General features: G+C 66.6%; 21 protein-coding genes. 16 read left to right on the plus strand and 5 right to left on the minus strand.

All coding sequences use genetic code 11. The annotated features are described in order from the left end of the window. Positions 1-45 precede the first annotated feature (45 nt). The 5 genes from ACK5NO_RS09805 to ACK5NO_RS09825 all read left to right on the plus strand — a co-directional run bounded on the left by ACK5NO_RS09805 (position 46) and on the right by ACK5NO_RS09825 (position 5971). The gene (locus ACK5NO_RS09805) at positions 46-1437 is read left to right on the plus strand and encodes a sensor histidine kinase (protein WP_416812490.1); all 1392 of its coding nucleotides are present in this window, start codon (positions 46-48) and stop codon (positions 1435-1437) included. Next, complete coding sequence (locus ACK5NO_RS09810; RefSeq protein ID WP_416812491.1) at positions 1434-2081, plus strand: response regulator; 648 nt, start codon at positions 1434-1436, stop codon at positions 2079-2081. Before ACK5NO_RS09805 ends, ACK5NO_RS09810 begins: the two co-directional genes overlap by 4 nt. 242 nt (positions 2082-2323) lie before the next feature. Further along, entirely contained in the window at positions 2324-3490 is a 1167-nt protein-coding gene (sucC, locus tag ACK5NO_RS09815; RefSeq protein WP_416812492.1) for an ADP-forming succinate--CoA ligase subunit beta, read from the plus strand. Between the two features lie 10 nt (positions 3491-3500). After that, positions 3501-4379, plus strand: a complete 879-nt coding sequence (gene sucD / locus ACK5NO_RS09820; protein ID WP_416812493.1) for a succinate--CoA ligase subunit alpha — start codon at positions 3501-3503, stop codon at positions 4377-4379. 230 nt (positions 4380-4609) lie between these two features. Continuing rightward, positions 4610-5971 (plus strand): DUF6350 family protein, encoded by a 1362-nt coding sequence (locus ACK5NO_RS09825; protein ID WP_416812494.1) that lies wholly within the window; start codon positions 4610-4612, stop codon positions 5969-5971. Here ACK5NO_RS09825 and ACK5NO_RS09830 read toward each other — a convergent pair. Next, entirely contained in the window at positions 5955-6383 is a 429-nt protein-coding gene (locus ACK5NO_RS09830) for a hypothetical protein (RefSeq protein ID WP_416812495.1), read from the minus strand. The genes ACK5NO_RS09825 and ACK5NO_RS09830 overlap by 17 nt on opposite strands. 51 nt (positions 6384-6434) lie before the next feature. On the opposite strand from ACK5NO_RS09830, the gene purN reads away from it, so the two are divergent. The 3 genes from purN to ACK5NO_RS09845 are packed head-to-tail and all read left to right on the plus strand — an operon-like array spanning position 6435 to position 8912. Further along, complete coding sequence (gene purN, locus ACK5NO_RS09835) at positions 6435-7073, plus strand: phosphoribosylglycinamide formyltransferase (protein ID WP_416812496.1); 639 nt, start codon at positions 6435-6437, stop codon at positions 7071-7073. Then, positions 7019-8626 carry a bifunctional phosphoribosylaminoimidazolecarboxamide formyltransferase/IMP cyclohydrolase gene (gene purH, locus ACK5NO_RS09840; protein WP_416812497.1) on the plus strand — a complete coding sequence of 536 codons (1608 nt, stop codon included), beginning with the start codon at positions 7019-7021 and terminating at the stop codon, positions 8624-8626. Before purN ends, purH begins: the two co-directional genes overlap by 55 nt. Before the next feature lie 10 nt (positions 8627-8636). Beyond that, entirely contained in the window at positions 8637-8912 is a 276-nt protein-coding gene (locus tag ACK5NO_RS09845; protein ID WP_416812498.1) for a hypothetical protein, read from the plus strand. A 71-nt stretch (positions 8913-8983) separates the two neighbouring features. Here ACK5NO_RS09845 and ACK5NO_RS09850 read toward each other — a convergent pair whose 3' ends face one another. Beyond that, entirely contained in the window at positions 8984-9916 is a 933-nt protein-coding gene (locus ACK5NO_RS09850) for an aquaporin (protein WP_416812499.1), read from the minus strand. Between the two features lie 169 nt (positions 9917-10085). Here ACK5NO_RS09850 and ACK5NO_RS09855 point away from each other — a divergent pair, with 169 nt between their 5' ends. The 8 genes from ACK5NO_RS09855 (at position 10086) to rfbD (ending at position 21958) form a co-directional block, all read left to right on the plus strand. Beyond that, the gene (locus tag ACK5NO_RS09855; protein ID WP_416812500.1) at positions 10086-10760 is read left to right on the plus strand and encodes a sulfotransferase family 2 domain-containing protein; all 675 of its coding nucleotides are present in this window, start codon (positions 10086-10088) and stop codon (positions 10758-10760) included. Between the two features lie 142 nt (positions 10761-10902). Beyond that, positions 10903-11886, plus strand: a complete 984-nt coding sequence (locus ACK5NO_RS09860) for a rhamnan synthesis F family protein (protein ID WP_416812501.1) — start codon at positions 10903-10905, stop codon at positions 11884-11886. 245 nt (positions 11887-12131) lie between these two features. Further along, a complete protein-coding gene (locus tag ACK5NO_RS09865; RefSeq protein ID WP_416812502.1) occupies positions 12132-15338 on the plus strand; it encodes a glycosyltransferase in 3207 nt (1068 codons plus the stop codon). Between the two features lie 106 nt (positions 15339-15444). Continuing rightward, positions 15445-16662, plus strand: a complete 1218-nt coding sequence (locus tag ACK5NO_RS09870) for an NADP-dependent isocitrate dehydrogenase (RefSeq protein ID WP_416812503.1) — start codon at positions 15445-15447, stop codon at positions 16660-16662. Between the two features lie 109 nt (positions 16663-16771). After that, positions 16772-17761 (plus strand): malate dehydrogenase, encoded by a 990-nt coding sequence (locus tag ACK5NO_RS09875; protein WP_416812504.1) that lies wholly within the window; start codon positions 16772-16774, stop codon positions 17759-17761. Positions 17762-18015: 254 nt separating this feature from the next. Beyond that, entirely contained in the window at positions 18016-19281 is a 1266-nt protein-coding gene (locus ACK5NO_RS09880) for a nucleotide sugar dehydrogenase (protein ID WP_416812505.1), read from the plus strand. A gap of 157 nt (positions 19282-19438) precedes the next feature. Further along, a complete protein-coding gene (locus ACK5NO_RS09885) occupies positions 19439-21076 on the plus strand; it encodes a glycosyltransferase family 2 protein (RefSeq protein ID WP_416812506.1) in 1638 nt (545 codons plus the stop codon). Positions 21077-21103: 27 nt separating this feature from the next. After that, complete coding sequence (gene rfbD, locus ACK5NO_RS09890) at positions 21104-21958, plus strand: dTDP-4-dehydrorhamnose reductase (protein ID WP_416812507.1); 855 nt, start codon at positions 21104-21106, stop codon at positions 21956-21958. Between the two features lies 1 nt (position 21959). Here rfbD and rfbA read toward each other — a convergent pair whose 3' ends face one another. The 3 genes from rfbA to ACK5NO_RS09905 are packed head-to-tail and all read right to left on the minus strand — an operon-like array spanning position 21960 to position 24436. Then, on the minus strand, positions 21960-22829 hold the full coding sequence (rfbA, locus tag ACK5NO_RS09895; RefSeq protein ID WP_416812508.1) for a glucose-1-phosphate thymidylyltransferase RfbA: 870 nt from the start codon (positions 22827-22829) through the stop codon (positions 21960-21962). Between the two features lie 6 nt (positions 22830-22835). Further along, on the minus strand, positions 22836-23828 hold the full coding sequence (gene rfbB, locus ACK5NO_RS09900; protein WP_416812509.1) for a dTDP-glucose 4,6-dehydratase: 993 nt from the start codon (positions 23826-23828) through the stop codon (positions 22836-22838). Next, positions 23825-24436: a dTDP-4-dehydrorhamnose 3,5-epimerase family protein gene (locus ACK5NO_RS09905; protein WP_416812510.1), complete on the minus strand. Its 612-nt coding sequence runs from the start codon at positions 24434-24436 to the stop codon at positions 23825-23827. Before ACK5NO_RS09905 ends, rfbB begins: the two co-directional genes overlap by 4 nt. Positions 24437-24628 lie beyond the last annotated feature (192 nt).

Consider the following 24628-nt stretch of genomic DNA (forward strand, 5'->3'; position numbering starts at 1 on the left):
GCGAGAGCGTGGGCGGATCGCAGCGATACCGGGCACGATGGGTGCATGAGAGCGCTCAGGACCTACTTCGCGGCCACGTGGTCGCTGCGGACGTTCCGCGAGGTGGCGTATCTGCTCGCCGGCCTGCCGCTCGGGATCCTGTGGTTCAGCTACATCGTGACCATGTATGCGGTCGGTCTCGCGCTCCTGATCGTGTGGCTCGGCGTGGCAGTGCTGGGGTTTGCCCAATGGTCGCTGAGGCCCATTGGCGCGATCGAGCGCAAGGTCGCCAACGTCACCTTTGACGCTGGCATCGATGAGCCCGAGCCGCGGGGCTACCAGCTGCACGCGCCTGGTGAGCCGCTCACCGCATCGGGCGCCGGGCGCTGGGGTCATGCACTGATGCACGACGGCACCTCGTGGCGCGCGCTCGCGTGGATCTTCATGCGCGTGGTGCTCGGGCCGGTGGGGTTCGCGCTTGCGCTGTGCACGGTGGTGGTGCCCGTGACACTGGTGGCGGCATGGCTGCTCGCGGCCGGCTACCGGCTGGGGATGGTGCCGGGAGCACCAGCGAGTGAGCCGCAGGCCCAGGCGATTGTCGACACCGTGACGTTGTGGGTCCTCGTGGGCACGCCGGTGATCGCCCTGGCAGTGCCGATGTTCGCGTGGATTTCGCATCACTATGCGTGCCTGCACAAGCCTCTTGGCCGCTGGGCTCTGGGTCCGTGCGACGCGGAACTGATCGCGCGCGCGACCGCTCGAGCGGAACTCGCTGAAACCCAGGTGCGCATCGACCAGGAACTTCACGACTCCATCGGCCACATGATCACCATGAACATCGTCCAGGCGGGGGCGGGCGCTCACGTGTTCGACACGGACCCTGAGTTCGCACGCCAGGCGCTGCGCAACATCGAAGAGCGCGGGCGTGCGGCGATGGGCGAGCTCGACCGGATCATCGCCGCGCTGCGTGGTGACGACCCCGAGCCGCGGGCGCCCCTGCCGGGGCTCGCGCAATTGCCTGACCTGGTGGCGGCGGCGCGTGCCGCAGGGCTCACGGTGGAGGCACAACTACGGATGGACGATGCGCCGCGGCCCGTCTCGCGTACGGCCTACGCCATCGTGCGCGAAGCCGTCACCAACGCGGCCAAGCATGCCTCGGGGGCGGCCATCGAGGTTCATGTCGCCCCCACGCCCGATGCGGTAGGTATCAGGGTGGTCAACGGACCGGGGGCGGTCGGCACCGTCGCGTCGCCAGACGGTGACCCGCGGCGGTTGACGGCGGGCCATGGGCTCGCGGGCATTCGTGACCGGGCTGCACTCCTGGGCGGGGCGAGCCGTACGGGGCGGACCGCCGCGGGCGGCTTCGAGGTGCTGGCACTGTTGCCGCTGGGCGCTGCGCTCGCACCAGAGTCGTTCGTGCAACCCTGGGACATCTTGAAGGCGAAGGTAGACGCGTGAGAATCCAGATTGTCGATGACGACCCGCTGGTGCGGATGGGTTTGCGCGCGATCCTGAGCTCTGTCGAGGGCTGGGAGGTGGTCGCCGAGGCCGGCGACGGCGAGGAGGCGATTGCGCGCGCCTTCGAGCACCTTCCCGATGTGGTGCTCATGGACGTGCGCATGCCAGGACTCGATGGGCTGGCGGCGACTCGGCGCATCCTCGCCGAAGGCTGTGACGCGAAGGTGCTGGTACTGACCACGTTCGAGGTCGACGAGTACGTGTTCGAGGCCATGCGAGCGGGAGCATCGGGCTTTGTGCTCAAGCGAGTGCCCCCGACCGAACTCATCGAGGCGGTGCGGATCGTGGCGTCGGGGGAGTCCTTGCTCTTCCCGTCGTCCACGCGCTCTGTCATCGAGCGGTTTGCCACGCCCGCCGAGCGCGCCATGCCAGAGCTCACCGAGCGGGAGCAAGACGTGCTGCGGCAACTGGCCCGCGGACGTTCGAACCAGGAGATTTCTACGGGGCTGTTCGTGTCCGTCGAGACGGTGAAGTCTCATGTGGCGTCGATCCTTACCAAGCTGGGAGTGCGGGACCGCACCCAGGCGGTGATCGTGGCGTACGAGTCTGGCTTTGTGCGCCCAGGAGACTCTGCCGACCTCTGATCCGCGCAGCCTCCCACCCCCCTTTCCCGTCAAATGGATCCATTTGCTGCTCGGCGGGGCGCCTCCAACCGTGCAAATGGATCCATTTGCTGCTCGGCGGGGCGCCTCCAACCGTGCAAATGGATCCATTTGACGGGTGGGGGGAGGGGTGTGTCATGGGCCGGCCACGGGGAACCGGTATCGTGACCCCCACGTACTTCAGCGCGAGACCCGCGTTGCTCTTCCCCACAGCAAGGACGCACATGGACCTGTACGAGTACCAAGCTCGGGACATGTTCGAGAAGCACGGTGTTCCCGTGCTGCCCGGCATCGTCGCCGAGACCCCCGCGGAGGCCTTCGCCGCCGCCGAGAAGCTGGGAGGCGGCGTTGTCGTCGTCAAGGCCCAGGTGAAGACTGGAGGACGAGGCAAGGCCGGCGGCGTCAAGCTCGCCCGCTCGCCCGAAGAGGCCCAGGCCGCAGCCGAGCAGATCCTCGGCATGGACATCAAGGGCCACACGGTGCACCGCGTGATGATCGCCGCGGGTGCCGCCATCGCCGAGGAGTTCTACTTCTCGGTGCTGCTGGACCGCGCGCAGCGCCAGTACCTGGCCATGTGCTCCGTCGAGGGCGGCATGGAGATCGAACAGCTCGCCGTCGAGCGTCCCGAGGCCCTCGCGCGCGTCGCCGTTGACCCGCTCGTGGGCATCGACGAGGCCAAGGCCAAGGAGATCGTCGACGCGGCGAACTTCCCCGAGGACCTCAAGGCCGCCGTCGCCGACGTGATCATCAAGCTGTGGGGCGTCTACAAGAACGAGGATGCCACGCTCGTCGAGGTGAACCCGTTGGTGCGCACCGAGGATGGCTCGATCATCGCGCTGGACGGCAAGGTGACGCTCGACGAGAACGCTGGCTTCCGCCACGAGGACCACGAGGCGCTCGAAGACAAGGCCGCGGCGGACCCGCTCGAGGCCAGGGCCAAGGCGCTCGACCTCAACTACGTGAAGCTCGATGGCGCTGTCGGCATCATCGGTAACGGCGCCGGCCTGGTCATGTCCACGCTCGACGTGGTCGCCTACGCCGGTGAGTCGCACGGTGGTGTCAAGCCCGCCAACTTCCTCGACATCGGCGGTGGAGCATCGGCCGCCGTCATGGCCAACGGCCTCGATGTCATCCTCAATGACCCCCAGGTCAAGTCTGTGTTCGTCAACGTGTTCGGCGGCATCACGTCATGCGTTGAGGTGGCCAACGGCATCGTCGGCGCACTCGAGACGCTGGGCGACGCGGCCACCAAGCCGCTCGTGGTGCGCTTGGACGGCAACGCCGTCGAGGAGGGTCGCGAGATCCTTGCCGCAGCCAACCACCCGCTCGTGACCATCGTCGAGACCATGGACGGCGCAGCGGCCAAGGCCGCCGAGCTGGCCAACGCGTAAGGGGCCACACATGTCGATCTTCATCAACTCCGACTCCAAGGTCATCGTCCAGGGCATGACCGGCTCCGAGGGCTCCAAGCACACGGCGCGCATGCTCGCCTCCGGCACCAACATCGTCGGCGGCGTCAACCCCCGTAAGGCCGGGACCTCCGTCGACTTCGACGGTCAGTCCATTCCGGTGTTCGGCACGGTGGCCGATGCGATGGCCGCCACGGGCGCCGACGTCACCGTCCTCTTTGTGCCGCCTGCCTTCACCAAGGCCGCGGTCATCGAGGCCGTCGACGCCGGCATTGGCCTCGCGGTGATCATCACCGAGGGCGTGCCGGTGGCCGACACCGCCGAGTTCTTCGCGTACGCGCAGTCCAAGGGCGTTCGCCTGATTGGCCCCAACTGCCCCGGCCTCATCACGCCCGGCCAGTCGAACGTGGGCATTACGCCCGCCAACATCACTGGTCCCGGCAAGATCGGCCTGGTGTCGAAGTCGGGCACGCTGACCTACCAGATGATGTTCGAGCTGCGCGACATCGGCTTCTCGACCGCGGTGGGCATTGGCGGTGACCCGATCATCGGCACCACGCACATCGACTGCCTTGAGGCGTTCGAGAACGACCCCGACACCGCGGCGATCGTCATGATCGGCGAGATCGGTGGCGACGCCGAGGAGCGTGCGGCCGCGTACATCAAGGAGCACGTCTCCAAGCCCGTCGTGGGCTACGTCGCGGGCTTCGAGGCTCCCGAGGGCAAGACCATGGGCCACGCTGGCGCCATCGTGTCCGGCTCCGCGGGCACCGCGCAGGCCAAGAAGGAGGCCCTTGAGGCCGCGGGCGTCAAGGTCGGCAAGACGCCGAGCGAGACCGCGGAACTCATGCGCCAGATCCTCACCGCCTAAGCACCACCCACGCCACGCCACGGCCCGGTTCCGCGTTCGCGGGGCCGGGCCGTCGCGCTGTTCGGGCGTGCGTGTGACGTCCTCACTGGCGTTTCCCGCATCGGTGGGTCGCGACGACACCCATGTGCGGCCAGCACTGACGATCCCGCCAGCGTCAGTGAGGAACGCCCGGAACTGGATGCCGCGCGGCGGTCCCGGGCAAGGCGCTTGTCTCGGGTGACCATGGAGACATGTCCACCCGCTCTCTGGCCTCCGATGCGCGTGCGCTCGGCCGCCGGGCACTCGCCGCTGTCATGGCCGCGCCCGCGTGGCTTGGCGGGATCCTCACGGGCGTGCAGGGCGCGGTCCTTGGCTACCTGTTGCTGCTCGCTCCGGCGATGGCCGTGGTGGCCGCTTCCCCCGATTCCTCGCTGACCACCGGAGTCGACTGGAGTGCGCCCGCAGACTTCGCCCTACGGGTGTGGCTGCTGGGTCACGGGCTCGCGGTGTCCATCGACGGTGTCGCGTTCTCCTTGATCCCGCTGGGGTTGACCCTGCTGTTCGGGTTCATCCTCGCCGGTGTAGCGCGCAGGTTTGCGGCGCGCAGCTGGGGGAGTTGGGCGCTTGCCGTGGCCACCTACGCGGGATTGGTGGGCGCCGCCGCGTGGTGGGTGCTCGACCCCCCTGACCGGCACGCCATCGTCCTGCCGGTGGTGATCGCGGCGGCTCTCGCGAGTGTCGCTGTCGCCGCGGGGATCTGGCGGGCGCATGGCGCAGTGTTTGGCTGGGTTCCGCGTGTGCCGGAGTTCGTGCGGGTCGGCGTGCGCAGGGCGGGCGCGTTGGCCGCGCTTGGCGTGGCCATTGCCGCGGCGGCGCAAATCGTGTGGGCCGCCTTGGGCGCGGGCGCCATCGGCGATGCTGCGACGGCACTCGACCTTGACCCCGTGGGCGCGACAGTGCTGGCCGTAGGCGAGCTCGCGTACGTGCCCACGATGGTGATCTGGTCGCTCGCGTGGCTCGCCGGGCCTGGTTTCGCGGTGGGCACCGGCACGGCCTTCGCGCCTGACACGCTCACCGCCGGCGCCGAACCGGGCTTCCCGATTCTTGGCGCCCTGCCGTCGGCGGCGGGCGGCTGGCTGGTGTGGGCGCCGGTCGCACTGGTGGTCGTCGCCGTCGTGGTGCGCGTGTGGCTGCGACGAGGCTCGCTCGGCTGGGAGCGCGACGCGGGCGCGGACCTGATCGCCGTCGGCCTCATCGGGGTCGCGGGAAGCCTTGCGTGCGCGCTCGCCACGGGAGCCATCGGCCCCGGCAGACTCGCGACCGTAGGCCCCGACCCGCTGCCCGTGACCGTCGCCCTCATGGGGCTGACAGCTCTGGGCCTCGCGCTCGGCACCGGTGGACTGCTGATCTGGCGCACGGCGGTGGACCAGCTCCCCGACTCACTCGCGCGGCGACTTCAGCACCAGCCGGCCGATGCGAGGGTAACCCCCGTACGCAAGCCAGCTCCCGCATCGGCCGTCAGCAGGCCCGTCAGCAGGCCCGTGAGCAAACCCGACAGCGCGCCGTCGGCGGCGCCCGTGACGGGCGCGGTGCGCACTACTGAGGAACGCTGAGGCCGAGCTGCTCGAGCAGCTCGGTGACGCGGTCCTGAATCCCGGCGTTGTAGCCCTCGTCGCACGCGGCCTGGGCACTGCTGGTGACGGCGCGGGCCGAGCAGTCCCGGTAGTCGTTGAGGACGCCGTGAAAGAGCGTCAGCGATATGGCCATGAGCAGGGAGAACATCCCCATGAGGATGCCCATCGCCATGGACAGCCTGAAGCCGGTCAGCCCTGGCTCTTGCCGCGACTTCCACAGGGCCCTCGCCCCGAACACCGCAGCAGCGGGCCCGGTCAGCGCCATGCCGAACGCCAAGGGCGTCGATAGCAGGTACAACAATGCGGTCACCCCAAGGAGCCCTAGAAAAATCGAGGTGTCTCGGCGCGCGATCGCGGGCACGGGACTGGTGGGCCGTTCTGGCTCAGCCACGGGTCTCCTCACGGTAGGTGTGGGGACCAGCATGCCTATAGGCTCGGGCCCGTGACAAACCCGCCCGAATTGCGACGCATCGTCGTGCTCGTCTCCGGCACCGGTTCCAACCTTCAGGCGCTCCTTGAGGCCCAGGCCCATGAGGGCTACGGCGCGCGGGTCGTGGCGGTCATTTCGGACCGGCCGGGTGTGCGCGCGCTGGAGATCGCGGCCGCTGCGGGCGTGCCGACCGCTGTGGTCGCCGTCGCAGATTTCGCGGACCGCGCAGCGTGGGACCAGGCGCTCGCCGCCCAGATCGCCGCGCACGAGCCGGACCTGGTGGTGTGCGCAGGATTTATGCGCCTGCTTGGTGCTCCGACCTTGCAGGGGTGGGGTGGGCGCATCGTCAATACCCACCCTGCGCTGCTGCCCGCCTACCCCGGTGCCCATGGCGTGAGAGACGCGCTCGCGGGCGGGGCGAAGGTCACCGGCTGCACCGTCATGCTGGTCGACGAGGGTGTCGATACGGGCCCGATCATCGCCCAGGCGGCGCTCGAGGTCTGGGACACTGATGACGAGGCTTCGCTCCACGAGCGGATCAAACTGATCGAGCGCGGACTGCTCACCGACACGGTGGGCGTCATGGCGCGCAATGGATGGGCCGTCGACGGACGGCGAGTGACCCTAGGCAAGCAGGAGGACCACGCGTGAGCGAACGGCAGGCGGTGCGGCGCGCACTGATCTCGGTATACGACAAGACGGGTATCGAGGAGCTCGCTCGCGGCCTGGCCGATGCGGGGGTTGAGATTGTCTCGACCGGCTCCACCGCGTCACGCATCGCCGCGGCTGGCGTTCCGGTCACCGGCGTCGAGTCCGTCACGGGCTTCCCCGAGTGCCTCGACGGGCGCGTCAAGACGTTGCACCCGCGCGTGCACGCGGGGATTCTGGCCGACCGTCGGTTCGAGTCACACCGCGCGCAGTTGGCCGAGTTGGACATCGCGCCGTTCGACCTCGTGGTCGTGAACCTGTACCCCTTTGCCGCGACGGTCGCGTCCGGCGCGGGTCAGGACGACGTGATCGAGCAGATCGACATTGGCGGGCCGTCCATGGTGCGCGCCGCCGCCAAGAACCACCCCTCGGTCGCGGTCCTCGTTGACCCGTCCGGCTATGCCGATGCGCTCGCGGCAGTGCGTGAGGGCGGCTTCACGCTTGTCGAGCGTCAGGCGCTCGCCGCTGCGGCGTTCCGCCACACCGCCGACTACGACATCGCTGTTGCGACGTGGATGACCACGGTGGTCGCGCCCGGGGCTGAGGCCGCGTTGCCGCGCTGGGTCGCCGCGTCGTTCGAGCGCGAGGCCTCGCTGCGCTACGGCGAGAACCCGCACCAGGCCGCCGCGGTGTACACCGATGCGACGGTTGCCGGTGGCCTGGCCCAGGCGCGCCAGTTGCACGGCAAGGAGATGAGTTTCAACAACTACGTTGACGCCGACGCCGCACTGCGTGCCGCGTACGACTTCGACGCCCCCGCCGTGGCCGTGATCAAGCACGCCAACCCGTGTGGCATCGCGGTGGCCGAGACGATCGCGCAGGCCCACGCGAAGGCGCACGCAACCGACCCCGTGTCCGCGTTCGGCGGCGTGATCGCGGCGAACCGGCCGATCTCGGTCGAGGCCGCCCACCAGATCAAGGACATCTTCACCGAGGTGGTCGTGGCTCCCGGCTTCGAGGATGGTGCGGCCGAGGTGCTGCAGGCCAAGAAGAACATTCGCCTGCTCGAAGTCGAGCCGCAGCCGCAGGTGACCGAGTGGCGCCGCATCACCGGCGGGCTGCTCGTGCAGGCCGCCGACGCGATCGACGCGCCAGGCGACCCGGCGCCCACGTGGCAGCTTGTCGCGGGCGAGGCCGCAGACGAGGCGACCCTGGCCGACCTGGACTTCGCGTGGCGCGCGTGCCGTGCGGTGAAGTCGAACGCAATCCTGTTGGCCAAGGACGGCGCCGCCGTCGGTATCGGTATGGGGCAGGTCAACCGCGTGGACTCGTGCGGCCTCGCGGTGACACGCGCGGGTCAGGAGCGCGCGCGCGGCTCGGTGGCCGCATCGGACGCGTTCTTCCCGTTTGCGGATGGACTTCAGGTGCTGCTGGATGCCGGCGTCAAGGCCGTGGTCTCGCCTGGAGGGTCCGTGCGCGACGCCGAGGTGATTGCGGCGGCCCAGGAGGCCGGCGTGACGCTGTACTTCACCGGCACCCGCCACTTCTTCCACTAGGTCGGATCCCTTGAGCGAGCCCTCCCGTCCCACCCCTCAGACAACCCTCGCGGTCGCTGTGGGTTCGTTGGCGGCCGTGGCCGCAGCGGTGGCCTTGGGGGCGCTCGTGAGTGTCAAGGCTGCGGTACTGGTGCTCGCCGGCATGGCGTTCGCGGGTGCGGCAGCGCGTCTATGGCTGCCCGCCACACGCGTGTTCTCTGTGCGACGCAGGGCGGTGGACGTCATCATCATGGTCGCGTTTGGGCTCGCGCTCGCCTACTTGGGGCTGACAGCAGCGCTGACCTGACGCGCGCTTGGCGTGACATGCAGGAGGGGCGGGCACCGGTCGGTGCCCGCCCCTCGTTGCGTGGTGAGGTGTTACTTCTCCATCACTTCGATGGTCTCGACGCGCTCGATGATGATGAGGTCCTCTTCGGGGCCAAAGGCGCGGAACAGCAGACCCGCGATGGCAGCACCGATGATGGGCGCGAGCCAGAACAGCCACAGCTGCTGAATCGCGTCGATTCCCGAGTACAGCGCGATACCGGTGGCGCGGGCGGGGTTGAGGGCACCGTTGGTGAACGGGATCGCGATCATCACGAGGAAGCCGACGGTGAGACCGATGGCGTACGGGGCCGCGATGGCGCCAGCCTTGTTGACGACCGAGGTCACCGACAGGACGACCGCGACCAGCAGTGCGGCGATGATGATCTCGACGATTCCGCCCGCGAGCCAGTCAAAGTTGGTAGGCGAGAACTCGCCGTAGCCGTTGGCTCCGGTCGCCATGAACTCCGTCGCGGTGCCGAGGTTGTCGTACAGCGGGTTGGTGAGGCGAAGGCCGTACAGCACGCCACCAGCGGCGGCAGCACCCACGACCTGCGCGAGCACGTAGGGTGCGACGTCGCGTCCCGGGAAGCGACCGCCGAGCCACACGCCGATGGTCACTGCGGGGTTGAGGTGGGCGCCGGAGATGCCGCCAAAGACGATGGCCGCGATGATGACACCGAGCGCGAAGCCGAAGGCCACGCCGAGCGTGCCCCAACCGAGGATGCTGTTGTACAGCGCGGCCCCCACACCCATGAAGACCAGGATGAAGGTACCGGCGGCCTCGGCGCCCATGCGTCCCACAATGCTGGGGCCGGCAGGCTCGTCATCCGCCCAGACGTCGTCGTCGAGGTCCTCCTCAAACGAGGCATGGTCGACGTCCTCCACCGCTGCAGGTTCCGGGACAGTCGTGTCCACCTCTGCTTCGTCGGTGGCGGCGAGTGGTTCCTCGACGGGGTCCACCGGATTGTTCTCGCGCTCGCTCATGGTCAGCACTCCTTCATGATCTAGGTCGGTGCGTCGACGCACCCACGTTCGATCTTGGCAGGTCTGCGCGCCCTTGGGCTAGCGCCACGGCCATTCTCAGGGCATTCTCAGGATTGATCCTTAGTCTCGCTAGTACCCCGGCAATCCCGCGTGACCAGGAGGTCCAGCCATGCCGCTGCTTCGCAAGAACGGAGTCGCCCTGCTGTTCGTGCATGTGCCCAAGACGGGTGGCACCTCGGTGGAAAACGCCTTTCGCGACGCGGGATGGGACGTCGACATGCTCAGTAGGCGAGCCGCTCGGGGTACCGAGAACTGGTACCGGCGCTGTAGCCCACAGCACCTTCACGCTGCTGATCTCGCAGATACCCTGCGGCTCGAGCGCATTGACGCGTCGTTCTGCTTTGTGCGCGAGCCGCGTCGCCGCCTGATCTCGGAGTACGTGTGGCGACACCGCACCTCCGAAACGATCGACACGCACTCACACGCGTTTGAAGCGTGGACCACCAAGGTGTTCCGTGAATCTGCTGCGGATCCGTATACAGGTGACAATCACATTCGGCCCCAGGTCGAGTTCGTCCTGCCCACCACGCACGTGTTCCGGCTCGAGGATTCCCTTGAGGCAGGGATGGCACGGCTCGCGGAATTGACCGGTGTCGACGTGCCGACCGACATGCCACGCGCCCAAGAGGCGTCGCGCGCGACCGGCATCACGGCAGCCGACGTCGACGTGACCGAACTCGCCGCTGAACAGATCACCGCGTTCTACCGTGAGGACTATCGCCAGTTTGGCTATGACGTCCCTGGCACGGGGGCCGCGCCGGCGCAACCGCGCTGGAGGCGGTAACCGCTGCCGGCCCCGGTTGCACGGCCGGGGAGGGCGACGTGCCATGGCGACCTGGGGTCCCCTGGCCGCTCGGGTACGCTTGCGGGGGTGTTGCGGGCAAAGGCGGTTTGTCCGAATTGCGCCTGGCGAAAGGGAACTCTAGATGGCGCTACTCGTGGTCATGGCACATTTCGATGTGGACCAACGACTGCGGCGTCACGTCATCGCGACAATCACCAACTACGCCCGCAGTGCGGAGCGAGTGGTCGTGGTGTCGACCTCTGGCGTTCGCGAGGGTGAGACGGACGTCTTACCGCCCAACGTCGAGTTCGTCACGAGAGCCAACTTTGGCTACGACTTCTACAGCTATAAGTGGGCGCTCGATACGGTCGGAGACTATGGGGCATACGACCGCATCGTGATCTCCAACGACTCCTTCGTTGGCCCGATCGTGCCGTTGGACACCATCGTTGAGAGCCAACAGGCCGCCGAGTACGACCTGATGGGGATGACGTGGTCTCGGCACCACGGCGGACATGCGCAGAGCTTCTTCGTCACAGTGACGGGTGCGGTCGCGCGGTCCCAGGGCTTTCAGCGATTCTGGCGAGACATGGTGCCGGTGTCGGGACGCACCGATGTGATCCGAAAGTACGAGGTTGGGCTCACTGGGTTCGTCCGCGAGTCGGGGTTCTCGGTCGGGGGCTACTTCCAGCCCACCGATGCCGAACTCGAACTTGCGCAACGTCGCTTTGTGCACCAGGGTGCGGTCCGGATTATCGACGGCAAGTCCGGGTTGGTTCGCAAGAACTACGGCGCACAGCCCTCGAGCAACCTCATTTTCAATCCCGCTGTCGCATACGCGGATCGCTTTCTGCTCGACGCTCGCTTTCCATTACTCAAGTTCGACACGTTGAGATTTGACCCCTATGGCCTCGATGCGGGTCGGCTCTTGCGTGAAGCGGAAGCTCAGTATCCGGACCACATGGGTGGCGTGCGAGAATTCCTGCGGGATACGCGGCCGAGCTATCCGTACCGGCCGCGAGAGCGCAACACGCTCATCGACGTCGCCGAGTTACGTGGTTTGGGCGTCGGCTACTGCATGGACGCGGAGTACCTGAAACTACGACCAGAAGGACCAACGCAGTGAGGACGCGAAAGAAGCGGATGTTCGTCGTGTCGACGGTTGCCGTAGTGCTATTGGCAGGAATGGGCTTGGCGACGCTGACGTCGCTCAAGGTCGCATTCTTCTTGATGGCGGTGCTCCAGGTCGGCATCCTCTTGCTGCTCGTTGACCGACAGCGGACTATCTTGACGGCGGTACAACGTGGTGCGCGTTCGGCACGACGGCGCATTGCGATCAGGGGACAGGCGTTCCGTACAGGGAACTCCCGGATGAGTCGGCGACTGATGGCGCGCGTTGATCGCGCGCGCGGACGGGGACTCGTCGCGAGCCCTCCCCTCACCGTTGCGCAGCGGCACAAGGAGCGGTTGCGCCAGATCCGGATGATCCGCGCTTCGCTCATTTTCGATCAAGAGTGGTACGAGACGCAGGCCGACACGACGTTTGACTCGGTCGATAGTGCTATTGACGACTATCTCGAGCACGGGGCTCGGTTGGGGCACTCCCCGCACCCGCTCTTCATCCCTCTTGGGTCGGCTTGGACTGGACGGTCCAAGACCAGCGATGCCCCGCTGATGAGTTACCTCAGGAACAGCGGCGATCGCTGGAACTCAGCAACATCGCCCTTGTTCGACCCCGCGATGCTCGATGACAGGCTCCCTGAAGATGAGTTCGGGCCGCTCTCTTCTTTCCTCCGCAATCGTGGTGCGGATGCTCCCTTGCCCTACAACAGGGACGCAGCGTTCGTGCGCGAGGGACTGACCCTCGATGACGTCCGCTCGGCTCTCCTTGCGCGCTGCAAGGAGCAGCGAGCGCGGGAGAGGCAGGCCGCGCTCGTGCGCATGTCGCGGGTCGAGCCAGAGGACTCGCCGGAGGTTGCGCAGGCGGTGCGGCGCTTCGAGCAAGCCGGTGCGACGCCGCCCCTGGTGTCCATCATTCTTCCCACCTGGAATCGGGCGGAGAAGCTCAGGCACGCCATCGACTCGGTGACCGCCCAGTCGTATGCCCAGTGGGAACTGATCGTCGTGGACGACGGATCCATTGACGACACTGCGTCAGTGCTTGAATCTGCAGCGGCGAAAGACCGCCGTGTCGTGCCGATCCAGATGCCACACCGTGGTGTCAGCGCAGCACGGAACGTAGCGCTGAGTCGTTCGCAGGGCAAGTACGTCGCATTCCTTGACTCTGACAATGCATGGGAGCCTCACTTCCTGGTGTCGATGGTCGCGTTCCTCGAGGTGAACGGACACGATGCGGGCTACTGCATGAGTGAGGTCGAACTCAACGGCACGTACTTCTACCGGGCCGGTGCTGCGACCACACAGTCGCTGAGAATTGGCAACTCGATTCCGCAGCCGGCCTTGGTCGTGAGTCGCGCCATGATCGAGCTCGCGGGGGGCTACGACGAGTCTCTTCCGCGTGCGGTGGACTACGACCTCATTCTCTCTTTGACGGACCACACTGAGTTTGCGCTCGTGCCGTTCGTCGGCGTGCGCTACAGCGAGGGCGACCAGGACCCCAACCGGATCAGCGAAGCCCAGTCCATCGCGTGGAACTTCTACGTCAGAGATCGGCACTTGTGGGATCGCGCGGAACTTGCACCGGTGGAGCCCGACCTCGTCACGGTGGTGATCGATGGGGTCAAGTCTGCTGACGAAGCGGAGATTGTCCTCACCAACATCCGGGAACACGCTGGGGGCCTGCCGATCGAGGTCATCCTGATCGCTGGAACCAACTCATGGGCGACGCTACGGGACATCACCCTCGCCGAGTTCTCGACCCTTGACGTGCGCGTGGTGGCGGTGGCGGACGCGAGTGTGCTGCCACTGCGCATCAATCACGCGTTGCGCATGGCCCGCGGCGAGTTTGTCTACGTCACTACGTCGCTTCACCGATTCCAAGAAGGCACTATCGGGCAGCTTCTCGCCTCCCTGATCGACCTCGACGCAGCGGTGACCCACCCCGTCGTCCTCGACCGCAAGCGCCTGGTGTCCGACGCCGGCGTGGTGTACGCGCCAGGTGGCCGCGACCCGATCGGCCTGCTGTCCGGATTGCCGAGTGATTGGGCGACGTGGACCTCGCGCGACATTGAGGTACCTGGTGCGACGCTCCCATTGCTCCTTCGGGCATCGACGGTGCGGGGCATTAAAGGCGTGAGTACCAAACTCAAGCAACTGTGGGCCGACATCGATACGGCCCAGTCGGCGGCCTCGTATGAGGCGAAGCCGATTGTGGTGCGCACCGACACCGTGGTACGGCTGTCGCAGGCCTCACCGTTTGCTCCTGGTGAAGGATCGGAACAGGACGCCAGGATGTTTGCGTCGCTGTGGCCCCAAGCACCCGTGGGTTCACAGGGTGCGATATCGGCAGCCGGTGCGGCTGCGTCCTACACGGGCTTCACCTCGGTGTCTCTTCCCAAGGACCCCGACCGCTGGAGCCGTGCGCTGTGGCGCCCGGCCCCCCTCGACTCTTCGCTCGTCGTCACGGATCGACCTGACGGCCCACTCCAGTGGACCATCGTGATGGGCGCTCCGGCGGATGACCGTGCACTTTCATGGGGCGACTACCACTTTGCCCATTCGATGGCGTCTGCTCTCAGGTCTCTCGGGCAACGCGTGGCTGTCGACTTCGCTGCGAATCTGCGTGCGGCAGACGGACGGTCTGACGATGTTGTCCTGACGCTGCGTGGGCTGAAGCACCCGCCCATTCCGGCCGGAGCTACGAGCATCATCTGGGTGATCAGTCACCCCGATGACATCACCGCTCAGGAACTTGCCGCCTACGATTTGCGCTACGCAGCGAGTTCCACTTGGCCGGTGGTGATGAAGGAGCAGTGGGGCGTCGACATCACACCGCTGCTCCAGTGCACGGATCCCGACCGGTTCTACCTCGACGACACCGTGGTGGACGAGGTCCGGGGCAAGGCCCTGATGGTCGGCAACACTCGCAATCACTACCGCATGGCAGCATGCGAAGCTGCGCGTGCGGGCTATCCAGTTGCGGTCTATGGCGCTGGTTGGGATGGCTTTGTCGACGAGCAGGTCATTCTCGGTACGTACGTGCCGAATGAGGAGCTTCGGCGCTACTACCGGAGCGCGGAGTGGGTGCTGAACGACCACTGGTCAGACATGCGTGACCACGGCTTCATCTCGAACCGAGTCTTCGACGTACTCGCGTCGGGCGGGAGGCTGATCACTGACGACGTTGGCGGACTCGACGGTCTGCTCCCTGAGGGTCTTCTGCCGCGCGGTCTCGCCACGTTTGCGTCGCCGATCAGTCTCGCGTCGACACTTGAGTCGGGTGCGCAGGCGTTCTACGCCGACGAGGTACTTCCCTTGGTGTCGGACCACATCCGCTCGGCGCATTCTTTCGCGGCTCGGGCTCAGGTGTTGCTCGACGACGTCCGGCGCCATCGCGCGATCTCGCGCGACGTCGCGAGGGCGGCACCGCAGCCGGTGGGCACGCCGCCTGTGAACTGAAGCGCTTGCGAGCGCGGTGACCGCTCGAGGGCCGCAGACGAGTGCGTCAAGAGTGGACTAGGCTCGTCACCGATCCCGGTCCCCTACACAGACGTGAGGCACACGCATGGCGAAGATCAAGGTCGAAGGTACGGTTGTCGAGCTCGACGGCGACGAGATGACGCGCATCATCTGGCAGTTCATCAAGGATCGCCTGATCCACCCCTACCTCGATGTAGACCTCGAGTACTACGACCTGGGAATCGAGTCGCGCGACGCGACCGACGACCAGATCACCATCGACGCCGCCAACGCGATTAAGAAGCACCACGTGGGCGTCAAGTGCGCGACCATCACGCCCGACGAGGCGCGCGTCGAGGAGTTCGGCCTCAAGAAGATGTGGGTGAGCCCCAACGGCACCATTCGCAACATCCTGGGCGGCGTGGTCTTCCGCGAGCCGATCATCATCTCCAACATCCCGCGCCTGGTGCCGGGCTGGACCAAGCCGATCATCATCGGCCGTCACGCTCACGGCGACCAGTACAAGGCCACGAACTTCAAGGTGCCCGGCGCTGGCCAGCTCACCGTGACGTTCACGCCGGAAGACGGCTCCGAGCCCATTGAGCACGTGGTGGCCAACTACGGTCCCGACGGCGGCGTGGCCATGGGCATGTACAACTTCAACAAGTCCATCGAGGACTTTGCCCGCGCATCGTTCGCCTACGGCCTGCAGCGCGAGTACCCCGTGTACATGTCGACCAAGAACACGATCCTCAAGGCCTACGACGGCGCCTTCAAGGACATCTTCCAGGACGTCTTCGAGCGCGAGTTCAAGGCCGACTTCGAGTCCAAGGGCCTGATCTACGAGCACCGTCTGATCGACGACATGGTCGCCTCTGCCATGAAGTGGGAGGGCGGCTACGTCTGGGCGTGCAAGAACTACGACGGTGACGTCCAGTCGGACACCGTGGCGCAGGGCTTCGGCTCGCTGGGCCTGATGACCTCCGTGCTGATGACCCCGGACGGCCAGACGGTCGAGGCGGAGGCCGCACACGGCACCGTGACGCGTCACTACCGCCAGCACCAGGCCGGTAAGGAGACCTCGACCAACCCGATCGCGTCGATCTTCGCGTGGACCGGCGGGCTCAAGCACCGCGGCAAGCTCGATGGCACCCCCGAGGTCACCGGCTTCGCCGAGACCCTCGAGGACGTGGTCATCAAGTCGGTCGAGTCCGGCGCCATGACCAAGGACCTCGCACTGCTGGTCGGCCCCGACCAGGAGTGGCAGACCACCGAGACGTTCCTCGCCACGCTCGACGAGAACCTTCAGGCCCGACTGGGCTGATTGACACGGCCCGCAGGCACTTCGCCTGCGGGCCGTTTCAGCTCTCACTGACACACCACCACTACATATCCCCGAATCCCCACCACCCCCGACAAGGAGCCACGACGCTGTGAGCACCACCCCCGTCACCGTCACCGTCACCGGAGCTGCAGGCCAGATCGGCTACGCGCTCTTGTTCCGCATCGCCTCCGGCCAGATGCTGGGCGCAGACACGCCCGTCAAGCTCAACCTTCTCGAGATCCCGCAGGGCCTCAAGGCCGCCGAGGGCACCGCCATGGAGCTCGACGACTGCGCCTTCCCGCTCCTCGCAGGGATCGACATCTTCGACGACGCCAAGGCGGCCTTCGACGGCGTCAATGTGGGCCTGCTGGTGGGCGCACGCCCCCGTGGCGCCGGCATGGAGCGCGGTGACCTTCTCGCCGCCAACGGCGGCATCTTTGGCCCCCAGGGTGAGGCCATCAACGCAGGCGCGGCCGACGACGTGCGCATCCTCGTGGTGGGTAACCCCGCGAACACCAACGCGCTGATCGCTTCCGCCCACGCGCCCGACGTACCCGCCGAGCGCTTCAACGCCATGATGCGCCTGGACCACAACCGCGCCCTCGCACAGCTCGCGGGCAAGACCGGCACCACGGTCGCCGACGTGAAGCGGGTGGCGATCTGGGGCAACCACTCCGCCAAGCAGTACCCGGACGTCGCCCACGCCACCATCGCGGGCCGCCCGGCTCTTGAGGCGATCGGCGACGACGCGTGGGTGGCCGACACCTTCGTGCCCACTGTGGCCAAGCGCGGCGCCGCGATCATCGAAGCGCGCGGCGCATCGTCCGCTGCCTCTGCGGCCAACGCCGCGATCGACCACGTGCGCGACTGGGTGCACGGCACCCCCGAGGGTGACTGGACCTCGGTGGCGTTGCCTTCGGACGGCTCGTACGGCGTGCCCGAGGGGCTCGTGTCGTCGTTCCCCGCCATTTCCCGCAACGGCAAGTGGGAGATCGTCCAGGGCCTCGACATCGCGGCCGATGCGCGGGCCGGGATTGACGTTTCCGTCGCCGAGCTTGTCGAAGAGCGCGACGCCGTGAAGGAGCTTGGCCTCATCTAGCGGTGATCCGTGTGCCCGCCCTTGGAGCGGGCACGCGGTGCGTGGATTCTTCGTGTTTGTCGCTTCTCACGCACGCACGACGGGTCCCGCCTCTGGCGAGCCGAGTCCCTGTATCGTTGACTTTTGGCTCTGGCGCGAATCCGCGGCCGCGACCCTCTGCACGCCGTTCGGCGTGCGATGAGGCGGCCGCGGACACGTTTGGCGGCGGAGGCGACGTCGTCAGCACCATCGGGCCCTGTCTTTCGGAGCAACTGTTGTCAGTAGAACTTGTCGTCTTTGGTCTCGGCTACGTGGGACTTCCGCTCGCACAGGAGGCCGCCCGCGCCGGCATACAGGTCAGGGGTTTCGACCCCAGCAGTGCCGTGGTGGAAGGCCTTAACGGTGGAAAGTCACACGTTGATGACCTGAGCGACGACGAAATTGGACAGATGCTCGCTGGCGGCTTCCGCGCAACCTCCGACATCTCGTCATTGGCAGGGGCGCGCACGGCAGTGATCTGTGTGCCGACCCCGTTGAGTGCCGATGGCGGGCCCGACTTGGGCGCGGTCTTCGCCGCCTCGCGCTCGGTGGCCCAGATCCTCGAACCTGGCATGTTGGTCGTGCTGGAGTCGACGACCTACCCCGGAACCACCGACGGCCCCGTGCGTGGCATCCTCGAAGCCGGTGGTCTTGTCGCAGGTGAGGACTTTTTCCTCGCGTTTTCCCCGGAGCGCATTGATCCAGGCAACGCTCAGTTCGGCATGAAGAACACCCCCAAGGTGGTCGGCGGAATCAACGGCGCATCGACCGACATGGCCGCCGAGTTCTATGAGCGCTTTGTCGACACCGTGGTGCGGGCCGCCGGCACTCGTGAGGCGGAGACCGCAAAGCTCCTGGAGAACACCTATCGACATGTCAACATTGCGCTCGTCAACGAGATGGCCCGGTTCTGTCACGAGCTCGACATTGACTTGTGGAACGTGATCGACCTCGCCAAGACCAAGCCGTTCGGCTTCCAAGCCTTCTATCCCGGACCAGGAGTGGGAGGACATTGCATTCCGATCGACCCCAACTACTTGAGCCACAGGGTCAAGGAGGAACTGGGGTACCCGTTCAGGTTCGTAGAGTTGGCCCAAGAGGTCAACATCACCATGCCGGCATACGTCGCGCAGCGCGCACAGGACCTCTTGAACGATGAAGGCAAGGCCACTCGCGGCGCGAGGGTGCTGCTCCTTGGCGTGACGTACAAGCCCGACATCGCTGATCAGCGAGAGTCGCCAGCTGTTCCTCTTGCGCGCTTGCTGCGCAACAAGGGCGCAGACGTCTGCTTCCACGATCCGCACGTGGAGAGGTGGAATGTTGACAGCGACTGCGTCTACTCGCGAGTGGACGACCTCGATGAGGCCGTGCGTCACGCGGATTTGGTGATCCTGGTCCAGAACCACCGTGCGTATGACCCCAACGCGCTTGCTGCCGCCGCTCCGCTCTTCTTCGACACCCGCGGTACGACGGATCCCGACGGTCCGGCCCACCGGCTGTGAATCGGTGGTGACGCGAGGCCTAGCTTGAGGCAGGCCCGGTGCTCTTTGGTCGAGGGCGGCCCGGTGGCGTCACTGGCGAGTGCTCGCACCACTCGCCGTTAGGTGCGATGACCCGAGCGCCCATACGATGGGTGGGCCTGCACCGGTCATGGCGCTGGTGGCACACGTCCCGCGTGGCGTCCCCGGCGGCTGGAACGAACAAGAGAGGCAGTCATCGGTGGTTAACCCGTTCGCGAGGCGGCCCGGCCCGGACGTCTCGATCATCATCGCCACGTACAACACCGGTGAGCGACTGGGGCCGGTGATCGACGCTCTCGACGCGCTCGAGATGGAGCCGGGCGACCTCGAGGTGATCTTTGTCGACGACGGTTCGACTGACGACACGTTTGCGACGCTTAAGACGGCGTGCCGACAGCGACGTCACTTTCATGCCGAGCGCATCCCCAACTCGGGTTGGCCCAGTCGCCCCCGCAATGTGGGTCTGGACAGGGCTCGCGGGGAGTTCGTGTTCTTTATGGACCATGACGACTACGTGTTCCCCGATGGGATGCCGGCCGCGGTGGCCTATGCCCGCGAGCATGCGCTCGACTACCTCGCTCCCAAAGAGGTCGTCGCCGGGTGGTCCGCCCCGGGGTGGTCGTGCTTCCGCGAGAACATCACGCTCGCCGACGGCGTGCGGGAGGAAACGCTTCAGTGCGTGACCCCACATAAGTTGTATCGACGTCAGTTCTTGCTCGACAACGATGTGCGTTTCCCCGAGAACATCAAGCGCCTAGAGGACTTCAACCTCAACGGACAGGTGCTTGCCGCGGGTGCCCGCGCCGGTGTGTTCGCTGAGCGCCCGGTGTATCGGTGGGAACTCCACGGGGGCAACGCCCACACCGGAAAGTACGACGTTGACGAGTACTGGAAGTCCTTCGACCAGTCGCTCGAGGCCGTACGCGAGGTCGCCGATCAGCACGACCGCGACACTCTGCTGGCGCGCTGGTTTCGCACGCTCGTCCTCGATCGGGTCGGGCCCCTGATGTTCAACCGCTCGGCCCAGGGCAGGGCCGACCTGATCACGATCCTCGACGAGCGGCTCGGCGCGTTCCCGGAGTCGGTGGATACCCGCATGTCTCCTCTCGACCGCGCTCGCGCGCTCGCGCTACGGTATCGGTCTGTGCCCGCGCTGCTCGACCTGGCACACGCCTCCATGGACTTCAAACTGATCGCGCGGCACACGTGGGCGTCCTGGGCGGAGGGGCGCCTGACCCTGGGCTGCGAGGCGACGGTCCGGACGGAGAACGGGCGGGGCCTGGCGCTCGTCGTAGACGAGGACGGTCCCGCGTTCCTGCTGCCGCCAGTGATGGCACAGGTCGTCGGTCAGGACAGGCTTGCGCTTGGGGACGACGTGGCCCGCCTGGTGCCCGAGTTCGCCATCCGTCACCGTGACAGCAATGTGGACTGGTCGTTGCCGTCCGTCTCCGACGTCGAGGTGCGCGAGGAGGACGGCGTGCCCGTGCTCGTGGTGCGCATCGAGGCCACGTTCGACCCGTCGTTGACTCCGTTCGACGGTCCACTCGCACCCGGTATCTACGACGTGTTCCACCGGGTGGACAAGCTCGGGTTTGTACCCACATCCCGAGTCAGGGCCAATGACGTTGAGGACGTCCTCATCGTCGACGCCGAACGTGAGTTCAACGTGTACGCCACCACGCAGGGCTTTCTCGCTCTCGACACGTTGGCACAGGCGCGCACGTCCGCTCCGCGTGTCGAAGACGGCGCATGGGCGAGCGGTACGCGTGCGGGCTAGCCGCCGATTGCCACTAGCCTTGGGCGCGTGAGATCTCCCGAGCGTTGGTTGGTACTGGGCGCGGGCGGCATGCTCGCCACGGACATGGAACTGCTCCTCGCTGAGCAGGGCCGCGAGTTCACGGCCGCGACGCGCGACGACGTGGACATCACGGATCCAGGGGCCGTGCATCAGGCCGTGGCACAGGCCGACGTGGTCGTGAACTGTGCCGCCTACACCGCCGTCGACGCCGCGGAGACGGATGAACCCGCCGCGCTCGTGCTCAACGGCACGGCAGCCGGGCTCGTGGCGCAGGCCTGTGCTCAATCCGGGGCTCGCCTGATTCACATCTCGACCGACTACGTCTTCGCCGGCGATGCAGACACCCCGTACGCTGAACAAGCGCCGGTCGCGCCCCGCAGCGCGTACGGGCGCACCAAGGCAGAGGGTGAGCGGCTCGTGCTCGCTGCGCAGGCCGACGCACTGGTGGTGCGCACCGCGTGGCTTTACGGCGCGCATGGTCAGTGCTTCCCCAAGACCATCGCGCGGGTTGCGCAGGAACGCGGAGACATTGCCGTCGTGGACGACCAACACGGTCAGCCCACGTGGACCCGGGACCTCGCGGCGTTCATTGTCGGCCTCGTCGACGCACAGGCTCCGGCGGGCATCTATCACGGCACGTCTTCAGGGCAGTGCACGTGGTTTGAGTTTGCGTCGGCCGTGGTCATGGCTGCGGGCATCGACGCACAGGTGAACCCCACCACCACCGAGGCGTTCCCTCGTCCCGCGCCGCGGCCCGCGTGGTCAGTGCTCGGCCACGACGCCGCAGCGGCTGCTGGCGTCGAGAGCATCGGTCACTGGCGTGACCGATGGCAGCTCGCCGCGTCAGAGGTGCTGGCCTGAACTAGCGCCCGTGGCGCGGCAGGTCAGCGAGGTACACGCCATAGCCTGACTTGGCCAGCGCATCGGCCCGCTCGAGAAGTTCGTCGTCGGTAAGCCAACCGTTGCGCCAGGCGATCTCCTCGGGAGCGCCCACGGACAGGCCCTGGCGGTGCTGGACGGACTGGACAAAGTTGCCAGCCTCGATGAGGGAATCGAACGTGCCGGTGTCGAGCCAGGCGGTCCCGCGAGGCAAGATCTCGACCTGGAGCGTGCCGGCCTCGAGGTAGGCACGGTTGACGTCGGTGATCTCGTATTCACCGCGTGCCGACGGGGCGAGATCCCGGGCGATCGCGACCACGTCGTTGTCGTAGAAGTACAGGCCGGGGATGGCGTAGTCCGAGCGGGGCTGCGCGGGCTTTTCTTCGAGGCTGAGGGCCTTTCCGGTGGCGTCGAACTCGACCACGCCATAGGCGGTGGGGTCGGCCACCTGGTAGGCGAACACTGCAGCGCCCTGAATGTTCTCGAAGCGGCGAAGGCGGGTGCCGAGGCCGGGGCCGTAGAAGATGTTGTCGCCCAGCACCAGCGCGACGGAGTCGTCGCCAATGAAGTCCGCACCGATCACGAACGCTTGCGCGAGGCCGTTGGGCTCCGCCTGGACGGCATAGCTGATCGTGATGCCGAACTGGCTACCGTCACCCAGCAGACGCTCGAAGTGAGGTGCGTCGTGCGGGGTGGTGATGACGAGGACCTCGTTGATGCCCGCGAGCATGAGCGTGGACAGGGGGTAGTAGATCATCGGCTTGTCGTAGACCGGCACGAGCTGCTTGGACACTCCCATGGTGATGGGGTGCAGTCGGGTGCCGGATCCTCCGGCCAGGATGATGCCCTTCATCAGCGTCTACCGTCCCAGCTGCTCGTACTTGAGTTCGGTCTCCTGCTTTTGTGGCCTCCACCAGGCCTCGTTGTCGCGGTACCAGGCGATGGTGGCGCGCAGTCCGGAAGCGAAGTCGGTGTAGGCGGGCTGCCAGCCAAGCTCGTCGTGGGTGAGCGAGGCGTCGATGGCGTAGCGCATGTCGTGACCGGGGCGGTCGGCGACGTGGTCGTACGCGTTCGCGTCCAGGCCCATTTCCGTCAGGATGGTCTCGACAACAGTCTTGTTATCGACCTCACCGTCGGCACCGATGAGGTAGGTAGCGCCGATGCGCCCGCCATCGATGATGGCCCACACGGCATCGTTGTGGTCGTCAACGTGGATCCAGTCACGCACGTTCAGTCCTGCGCCGTAGAGCTTGGGGCGAACACCATCGATGATGTTGGTGATCTGGCGGGGGATGAACTTCTCCACGTGCTGGTAGGGCCCGTAGTTGTTGGAGCAGTTCGAGATCGTGGCCTCAAGACCGAAGGAGCGTGCCCAGGCGCGCACCAGAAGGTCGGAGGACGCCTTGGTCGAGGAGTACGGCGATGAGGGGTTGTAGGGGGTGTCCGGGGTGAACTTGGCCGGGTCGTCCAACTCCAGGTCGCCGTAGACCTCGTCGGTGGAGATGTGGTGCAGGCGGGTGCCGTGACGGCGGCACGCCTCAAGGATCGTGTAGGTGCCGATCACGTTGGTGTGCACAAACGGCCACGGGTCATGCAAGGAGTTGTCGTTGTGCGACTCGGCGGCGAAGTGCACCACCACATCGGCGGCACCCACCAGGTCGGACACCGTGTCCATGTCGGCGATGTCGCCCTTGACCAGCGTCAGCCGCTCGTCCTCGGGCAGCGAAGCCGCGTTGCCCGCATAGGTGAGGGCGTCGAGCACGGTGACCCGCGCATCGGCCCGCGTGGCCAGGGTGCGGCGCACAAAGTTGGCGCCAATGAAACCGGCACCGCCGGTGACCAGAACATTCACAGGGAAGACCTCCAGGCCTCGGTCTGCTCAAGCGTGGGAAGGGCGCCAGCGGCACGGGCCTGCTCCAAGGTGGGAGCGGCCTGGTCCTTGGCCGACAGTTCAAACGTCAGGGGCGTGCCATCACGGCCCACGGTCGGCCAGTCGATCCCGATCGCCGGATCGAGCGGGTTGACCTCGTGCTCACGCTCAGGGGCGTAGGGCGTCGAGCACAGGTACATCACGGTGGAGTTGTCCTCGAGCGACACAAAGCCGTGGCCCAGGCCCTCGGAAAGGTAGATCCCGCGACGGTCCACGTCATCGAGCAGCACGCTGTCCCACTGACCGTACGTGGGGGAGCCCACCCGCAAGTCCACCACCACATCCAGCACCGCGCCACGCGCACAGGTCACGTACTTAGCCTGACCAGGGGGAACGTCTGCATAGTGGATGCCACGCAGTACTCCTGCGGCCGACACCGAACAGTTCGCCTGCGCCAGATTCAGGCCATGGCCAGTCGCGTCGGAGAATGGCCCGTCCTTGAACCACTCGAGGAAGATCCCGCGGTCGTCACCAAAATGCTTGGTGGAGACGCTCCAAGCGCCCTCAATCGACAGGGGGGTGAGCTCCATGGTCTTCCTTCCGTTGGCCGCGATAAGCCTAGCGGCTTGCACGTCGTGGGCTCGGGGCATGCCTTGGGCGCGCGTGGCCCAGGTAAAGTGTCCGAGCGCACCGCGTCCGAAACTGATGGGAATGTCCGAATCTCCATGCCGAACACTGCTGAACCTCGTGCTGCCATCGCAAAGTTGGTCAAGCAGCGGGGC

This window comes from Demequina sp., assembly GCF_047975725.1.
Lineage (GTDB): Bacteria > Actinomycetota > Actinomycetes > Actinomycetales > Demequinaceae > Demequina.